This is a genomic window from Massilia yuzhufengensis, assembly GCF_900112225.1.
GTDB classification, from domain to species: domain Bacteria; phylum Pseudomonadota; class Gammaproteobacteria; order Burkholderiales; family Burkholderiaceae_D; genus Telluria; species Telluria yuzhufengensis.
Genome location: NZ_FOLD01000056.1, coordinates 1 through 8,052, shown reverse-complemented (window position 1 = coordinate 8,052; position 8,052 = coordinate 1). Strand labels below are relative to the sequence as shown.

5 protein-coding genes are annotated in these 8,052 nt (G+C 63.8%); 1 reads left to right on the top strand and 4 read right to left on the bottom strand.

Features of this window, described 5'->3' with window-relative positions; genetic code table 11:
- The first annotated feature begins 568 nt into the window (after positions 1 to 568).
- Entirely contained in the window at positions 569 to 970 is a 402-nt protein-coding gene (locus BM031_RS24735; RefSeq protein WP_091877600.1) for a DUF2061 domain-containing protein, read from the top strand.
- Positions 971 to 985: 15 nt separating this feature from the next.
- Here BM031_RS24735 and BM031_RS24730 read toward each other — a convergent pair whose 3' ends face one another.
- From BM031_RS24730 to BM031_RS24715, 4 genes are read right to left on the bottom strand one after another with little or no spacing between them, the layout of a single operon-like run.
- Positions 986 to 2,191 carry a DUF3322 domain-containing protein gene (locus BM031_RS24730; RefSeq protein ID WP_091877598.1) on the bottom strand — a complete coding sequence of 402 codons (1,206 nt, stop codon included), beginning with the start codon at positions 2,189 to 2,191 and terminating at the stop codon, positions 986 to 988.
- A complete protein-coding gene (locus tag BM031_RS24725) occupies positions 2,188 to 5,664 on the bottom strand; it encodes an ATP-binding protein (protein WP_091877596.1) in 3,477 nt (1,158 codons plus the stop codon). The genes BM031_RS24730 and BM031_RS24725 overlap by 4 nt, the downstream gene beginning before the upstream one ends.
- On the bottom strand, positions 5,661 to 6,254 hold the full coding sequence (locus BM031_RS24720; protein ID WP_091877594.1) for a DUF4194 domain-containing protein: 594 nt from the start codon (positions 6,252 to 6,254) through the stop codon (positions 5,661 to 5,663). The genes BM031_RS24725 and BM031_RS24720 overlap by 4 nt, the downstream gene beginning before the upstream one ends.
- The gene (locus tag BM031_RS24715; protein WP_091877592.1) at positions 6,247 to 7,704 is read right to left on the bottom strand and encodes a DUF3375 domain-containing protein; all 1,458 of its coding nucleotides are present in this window, start codon (positions 7,702 to 7,704) and stop codon (positions 6,247 to 6,249) included. The genes BM031_RS24720 and BM031_RS24715 overlap by 8 nt, the downstream gene beginning before the upstream one ends.
- Positions 7,705 to 8,052: the final 348 nt, after the last annotated feature.

Below are 8,052 nucleotides of genomic sequence, written 5' to 3'. Positions count from 1 at the left end.
TTGCATGTGTAAAGCATGCCGCCAGCGTTCAATCTGAGCCAGGATCAAACTCTTCAGTTTAATCTCTGTTTTTGACACTTTCGTGTCACTACCATTGCTGGCAGGTCGCTCACTCAAGATACTGACCGTTATCCCATTGCTGGGACAACGCTTAATACTTTTGTGAACATTTGATAATTTAAGTAATCAATGACCGAAGTCACTGGCACCTTCATCAAACGCCCACACTTATCGACTGTTGATTGTTAAAGAACGGTATTCGGTACTGCCTTGCTGTATCTGGCGAAGCGTTGTGTTCGTCAGCAGCAGAGAGGTGAGATTATGCAGCGTTTCGCGTTTCTCGTCAACACCCTCTTTTCCTTCGCTGCACTACCTGAAAGGCTGTGTGTGCGTCGGAGGAGCAGAACTATATCAAATACTCACGAAAGCCGCAAGCCATGAAATTAGCGAGCCGAAACCCCATGTCAAAATTGGCATAGACAATTGCTATCAAACTGTTATATATAATTTACTTCATCTATTGAATGAACATCATTATTATCTACTCAGGTGATCAAGGAGCGCAGTGATGGCAGCAGCAGCGAAGAAACTCAGTCAGGTAGCAACCCACATGGCGATTGCTTTCGTCATTGCCTATGGGGTCACGGGCTCCATCGTATTCAGCGGCCTGGCCATCATTATCGAGCCGGTGATCAATGTGCTCCTGCTGCCCTTCCATGAAAAGATGTGGGCTGGTCTCAGGCAAGCTCGCGGATCGACGCGCATATGCTATCCCTTGGTCGCGGCTGAGAAGCTGAGCCAGGCATTGATGCATGCTGGAATCGCATTTGCCGTGATGTACGTGGCGACCGGCTCGGCGGCCCTGGGTGGCCTGGCCGCGCTGCTGGAGCCGGTCTGCAATGTGATCCTGCTGCCGCTTCACGACCGCGCCTGGGATGCGCTGCGCACACGCCAGTTGTCCGCCGCCTGAGGCCTACGCTTCGGATCACGCGCGACGGATCGCGGCCTGCGCCCACTGGTAACCGACACGCTCCTGCTCCATGCGCAGGCGCTCGCCGTGGAGGTTGTCACGCAGCTCAAGGAACAGCCGATGCTCCGCATCCGTGAGGCGCCCCAGCTCGCCGGTATAGCGCTTGTCCGGCTCCTCTTCACCCCATAGCGGTCGATGCGCGTGTAAGGTAGCGGCATCCATCAGCAAGGACCGCACATGCGGCAAGTTGGCACGCAGCCGGTCGAGGATCGCGAAACCGTGGGTGTCGATGTCGCCCCAGTACAGCACCTCCCTGTCGCGGAGCCAGCCGATCTGCGCGAGGCGGTCGATCCCGTAGCCGCCGCCAAATACCACCATCGCCGACTGCACCGCGGGAAACGCAAGGGCATTCACTTCGTTCTCGGTCACGAATACCCGTTGCACGCTGGTGTCCAGTGTCGCGAACTGGGCTACCGGCACCGTGAGGTCTGACAGCCCGCCAATCACATGCTGCGGATCGAGCATGCGAAAGCGTATCAACGCCGGCTTGGACAGCAGTCCGAAGCGGTTTTCAAACTGGCCCGCGCCACTGGCTTCGGCCAGGATTGCCCCGGGCGGCAGGACCTGGTCGAGCAGTTCAGTGAACAAGCCCTTGCGCGACTCGATGAACTTCGTGTGGACGCCCTCGATGTCGAGCTGGCGCAGGTAAATCCCGGGCCGGGGATGCGTCGCGAACCACTGCAGTACCGCGAGAACGCGCTCCCACGCGCCAGCGTGCTCCAGCAGCTTGAGTGGCTGGCTGCACATCCACGCACGCAGGGCCGGGAACATCTCGAGCGTCACACCCGCAAGCCGGTTGAAAAGGCGGGCGTCCGCAGTGCGGCCGATCATGCGCAAGGCGTCATCCTCGGACGGAATGACCGCCGCCACCGGAATGCTGTTGCGCCCAAGCTGGCGGTGATTGACCGCGCGCCAGACCAGGTCGTAGCCATGCCCCTTGCGTTCGCGCTCCATTGCGGCCAGCTCGCCGATCCATGCGCGGACCGTCTCGAACTGTTCTCCCATCTCGGCAACGCTGGGTTGCCGCAGGCGCAGCTCATAGGGGAACAGCGTGGCGCCTTCGATCCGCGCGCGCAGCAAGGCGCCGCTGTCCCACAGCTGCCTGGTGCTGGCGACGATGTCTTCCGGTGTCGTCCACCTTGCTGCGCGCCCGCCCCTCATCCGCCGCGCGCCTCGCGCTCGGCGCGGAATTCTTCGATGCTCAGGTAGCGCAGCATCGACTGGCGCCCCTCTTCACTGTGCACGAATCCGAGGCCGGACACATAAGGCTCGATGATGTGGATCTTCTGCAGCGGGGTGACGATCAGCAGCTGCAGGTTCATGCGCCGGAACAGTTCCAGCCCGTAGCGTGCCGACTCGTCGGAACCACGGCCGAATGCTTCATCGATGACGACAAAGCGGAACGAGCGCGAGCGCACCACGCCCCATTCCAGGCCGAACTGGTAAGCGAGGCTTGCAGCCAGCACGGTGTAGGCGAGCTTTTCTTTCTGTCCGCCGGACTTGCCGCCGGCGTCAGAGTAATGTTCGTGTTCGCGGCCGTCTTCGCGCCAGCGCTCCGAGGCCGAGAACACGAACCAGTTGCGCACGTCGGTGACCTTCCGCGTCCAGCGCTTGTCCATTTCGGCGCTGCCTTCGCGGCCACGGAAGCGTTCGATGATGCGCCGCACTTGCAGGAATTTAGTCTCGGTATATTCCTCGTCGGGCGAACCGGTGAGCGCGCCTTCGGTGCAGCTGCGCAGGTCGTGCTGGAAATCGCGCAGGTCGGCGTCCAGGCTCGGCTCCGCCTCCAGTGCGATGTAGCGGTTGGGGTTGTAGTCGATCGCGTGCAGCGAGGTGTTGATGGTGTCGATGCGTTCGCGGATCGTTTCCCGTTCGCGCTTGAGCTGCGACTGGAAGCCGGCGATCTCGCGGATCGTGTTCTCGTTGAGCAATTCCTTGAAGCGGCTGGCGAAGCGCGGCAGGTCGTCGGCCTGTAGCGCATGGAGCATGCGCCGGAATTCGGCGGCCGCCTCGATGCTCACGTCGACCTCGCGCGCATCCAATGGCCAGGCGTTGGTGTAGTGCTGCATGGCTGAAATGATCGCATCGCGCAGGCGGTCGATCTTCTTGCCTTCGGCGTCGATGCGACCCTGCAGGAATTCGCGCATGTCGCGCTCGCGGTTGTCGGCGGATTCCACGGAAAGCACGTGTTCGCCCAGGGCTTCGGCGCGCAGCGCTTCGAGCCGCGATTCGAGCGCCGCCGCTGGGGAATCGATGAAAGCGGCGGCCAGCAAGGCGGATTCCTCGCGCAGTTGCCGGGCATGGCGCAGCTTCTCGGCAACCGTGGCTTCCACTGTCTTGGCAGCGCCGTGCTGGGCTTCGCTGTCGGCCTGGGCGAGCTCGAGCTCGCGCAACTGCGTTTGCAGGGTGCGCAGCAGGTCGGACGAGGCCGCCAGTTCCTGCTGTTCGCGCTCGAGCTGGTCGATGGCCGCGACCTGCGGCTTCCAGTCCAGCTCGGCGAAGTCGGCATAGACCGCGAGTTGTTGCCACAGGCCGTGCAGCTTGTTCCATTCCTCGACTTCTTCTTTCAGGCCGCGGATCTGCTGGGCGTGGGCATGGATGCGGGTGGCGAGGTCGCGCTCCTGCTTGGCGAGCGCGGCGATCTTGGCCTCGTTGGTCCAGCCGAGCACGTAACGGGTGCGGTCGTCGATCTGGTGGCGGTCGTCTTTTTCGTGGCGCTCGCCACCGGATTTCACCTGGCCATTGGGTGTGATCGCCCGCTGTTCGCGGCGGAACTGGTCCATGCTGTCGCAGCAGGCGTAGTCGAAGCGGCGCGCCAGCTCGGCCTCGATCCAGGCATAGAAGGGCGAATCGGGCTGGATCGCCAGCTTGCGCGCCAGCGAGTGCGGATGGGTAGGCTGCCGCTCGCCCGCCACCGCCGGGCGCACCCGGTAGTACACCAGCCGCGCTCCCAGGTGGGTGCGGTCGGCCCAGGCGGCCACCTGGGCGTAATACGCTTCCGGTACCAGCAGCGACAGGCCGAATGCATGCAGCAGGCGCTCGGCCGCGCCCTCCCACGCGCGCTCCTCGTCGCGAACCTGGATGAGTTCGCCGGCAAAGGCCAGTTTTTCCGCAGGGATGGACAGGGCCTCGCACAGGGCTTCGCGCACCATGAGCATCTGGCGCGGGATGTTCGAGCGGCGCTGGCGCAGGGAGTCGAGCTCGCCGGTAAGTTCACCGTGCAGGCGCCGCAGTTCGCGGACCGTGACGCCGGCTTCGGTCAGGCGGTTGCTGCGTTCGTCGCGCTGGACGATGCAGTCGGCCTGGCCCTGTTCGATGGCGCGCCGGTTGGCGCCGAAGGTGCCGGCATCGAGTTCGCCTGGCAAGCCGACTGCACCCGCGATGAGTTGGTACTTGTCGGCGCGCAGCGCCCGTTCCAGCCTGGTGGCCTCGAGCCGGGCAATCTCGCCCTTGATCTGTTCAATGCGGTTGCCGCCGTTGGCCGAAATGGCTGCCGTGAGTTCGTCGCGCGTGCGGCCCTGGGCCCGCCGCAACTCCTGCAATTGCGCCAGTTTGCCGCTGGCCCGCTCTTCTTCGGCTTCGAGGTTGGCGATGCGCTTGTCGAGCAGGGCCGACTTGAGTCCGGCGAACCAGGGCCGCAGCGCGTCGCGGCAGTCCCGCAGTTCGTCCACGCTCTGCACCAGCGCCGCATGGCGGTCGCAATCGGCGACCAGGGGCAGCAGCGCATCGATCTGGGCCTGCGCCTTCAGCACCGCTTCGTGGGCACGGTTCAGGTCGTCGAAGTGGGCGATCAGGGCGTCGATGCGCGGCTGCACCGGGAAGGGTTCGAGCATGTGCTCGCGCACGAATTCGGTGAGGTTGCCGACCGATTTCATGGAGACTGTCTGGTTGAACAGGTCCATCGCCTGTTCGGATGCGATGCCGAAGCGGCGCCGGAACTCGGCGCCATAGGGCGGGAAGCTGTCGAACAGGGTGACGCCGGCGATGGCGCGCAGGCGTTTGCGCAGTTGGGTGATGTCGGTGCCGAAGCCGGCGAAGTGCTCGGCGATCGAGAGGCTGGCGTCGGCCACGACATAGAAGCGCTCCGGCTGGCCGCGCGGGTCTTTCAGCCAGAACACCTGGGCCAGGGTGACGGCCTGGTCGAAACCCTCGTTGCGGAATTCTCCGAGCAGCACGGAATAGCTGTGGTGGTCGCGCAGCGGCACGGCGCGCGCCGTCATGCCGGTGTCGCCGCGCTCGGATTTGTAGTGGCCGAGCACATAGGTGCGCAGGCTGCGCTCGCGCGCTTCGGCGCCGGCCGCCTTGTTGTACGAAATCTTGTTGGCCGGGACCAGCAGGGTCGTCAGCGCATCGACCAGCGTCGACTTGCCCGAGCCGATGTCGCCCGTGAGCAGCATATTGTCGCCGCCGGGGTGCATGCGCCATACGCGCTGGTGGAAAGTGCCCCAGTTGTACACCTCGAAGCGGTGCAGGCGAAAGCCCGCGCGTTCGGCGCCATGGGGCGCTTCCGGTGGCGACGCGGCGTCCGCCGGCGCCTCAAACTGGATGCCCGGGGCCGCGTCGCCTGGTTCGCCCAGGTCGAACTGCGCCTGGAGCGCCTGCGCCGATGCATCGAATGGGGATGCTGCGTTCATGCGTTGTCCTCCCCGGCGGCGGCCGCAGCGTGGCTGGCGTAGGCGTCGAGCCGCTTGTCGAAGTCGTCGAGCCATTGCGCGTCGACGAAGGCTTTGAGGATGCGGCGCACTTCGTACTGGCTGTCCTGGCCGCGCAGCCGGCGCAGGAATCCGAGCTCGACGACCTTGTTCAGGTGGGTCTCCATGCGGTCGAGCATGCGTGCCTCGTTGGCGGTGTCGGGCAGGAACAGGCGCATCTGTTCGGCGATGTCCTCGCGGCTGACCACCAGCTGGGTATCGCCGCCGGTGGCGTCGAATTCGGCCAGCTTCTTGCGCAACAGGACCAGGATGAGGCTCACCGGGAAGCTGAGCGGGCGCCGCTGGACCAGGCGCGGCATGTCGGCTTCTTCGGGTGAACGGGGACGCTGCCGCAGGTAGGCGTAGCCTTCTGCTTCGTCGAAGATCAGCTCGAGGCCGATGACGGTGCAATAGTCGCGCACCCGTGCCTGCAGGTCGAGCAGGGCCTGCCAGGGCGCGGCGGCGTTCTCGCGGTACAGCACTCCCTGGAACAGGTTGACCAGGATGGGGCCCAGGCGGTCGTCTTCATTCATGGCTTGTTTGCTCGCGGAGGGTAAAGATGACCAATGGCAGCGAGGCCTGGCGTTGGCGGCCGGCGCCGTCGGTCCAGGACACCAGTTCGGTGCGCTCGTCATCGATGAAGGAAGCGACCTCCTGGGTCGCCAGCTTCAGGTAGGTGGCGAGTTCGGCCAGGCCCTGTTCGATGGGGCGCTCCGCCACCAGTGCCGCCAGCGACACCTGCGTGCGCGCCTGCAGTGCGCGCCGGATATTCGACAGCAGGCGCGCCTGGTCGACGTGGACCTGCTCGAACAAAGCGTCGCTCATGATGCCGTCTACCGCGTCTTCCATCGTGACGTTGCGGATATCGGCCTTGAACGGCGGGTTGTACAGCAGGCGTTCCATCGGCAGGCCGATCTCCGGAGCGGGTTCGTCGATGGAGGCGAATGCGCCTTGGGGTGCCTGGCCGCGCAAGGCCAGCGCCTTTTGCTCGACGCCGCGAATGAGCTCCATGATGCGGCGGTTTTCGATCCAGGCCTGGTCGTCGAGGTAGCGGCGCAGCTGCCCGGACAGGCGCGCCACGGTGCGCTGCGTGACTTCGCCGGCCTCGAGCCAGTCGTAATGGATGCGCCTGATGCGCCCATCGGGCTCCAGCTCGCGAATCGGTCCAAGTTGCATCACACGCTCCAGTAGTTTGCTGAGTTCATCCTGGCGCGACGGCGACATCAGGAGATCCCAGAACGCACGGAAACTGCGGCCTTCGTCGGAATCGGCAATGAGGTCACGCCAGCCAAACACCTGCTGCAGCAGTTCGCCCTTGCCGCCGTCCCAGGTGGCGATTTGTTCGCGCACGCTCCGGTCCAGGTTGCGGAAATTCTGGTCCAGCGCGCGAAAATCGGACAGCAGCTCGCGCGCGGTACCCGCCATTTGCAGGAAACGTTCCCGCACTTGCGTCGGCTCCATCAAGTCGAGGCGCCCTTCGCGGATTTGGGCGATCTCGGCGTCGATCTCGGCCTTGCGCCTCTGTAGTTCTTCGATGCGCGTGCGCGGGTTCAGTTCGGTGCCGTCGACGATTTGTTTAAGCAGGTCAAACACGGTCATCAGGCGCGACTCGGTGCCGATAAACGCTCGTTGGCCCAGGGCGTCGAGCCACTCGATGGCCTGTTCGGCGGACGAGGTAAGGTCGTAGTGCGGCTCGTCCTGCCCCTGCGGATAGTATTTTCGCAGCCAGCCGCGGTCGTCGGCGGCCCAGTCGTCGAGGTAGGCAACGGCGCTTTTCGGATACGCACCCTGGCCTTCCGCTTCATGGATCTGGAACAGGTGGTCGTCGAGCTGGGATGCGAGTTCCTGGCGCGGGATCGTGCGGATGTTCGGCGCGACGAAGCTGCGGTGCAGGAAACTGGCGATCATGGGCGCATGGTCAGCCGCGAGAAGGCGCCAAGCGGGATGCGAACGCCGCTGGAGAACGAGCTGTTGGTAGTCCATCGTGCGCTGTGATTGAGTGAATCATAAGACTGTACTGTGAGTTGGGTGGTTTGGGGTGAAAAGCAAGGTCAACTTGGGCACCCGCCTGCGCAGGTGCGACGGTTTTGAGTGTGCAGGCCAGGCTGTCATTCTCGCCACGCTCCCCCTGCACCGTCGTACGCGCCACTGGCGTCTACGACTTCCGGCGAAGGCGTGAACAATGCCACTGGCATTGTCCACCCCAATTCCGTCGCGCCGAGATACCGCACGCTCAATGCGATAACGCCTGAATACCCAAAACACAAACGCAAAAAAACCCGCAGAGATCACTCTGCGGGTTTTTTCTTATAACTAGCCTGACGATAACCT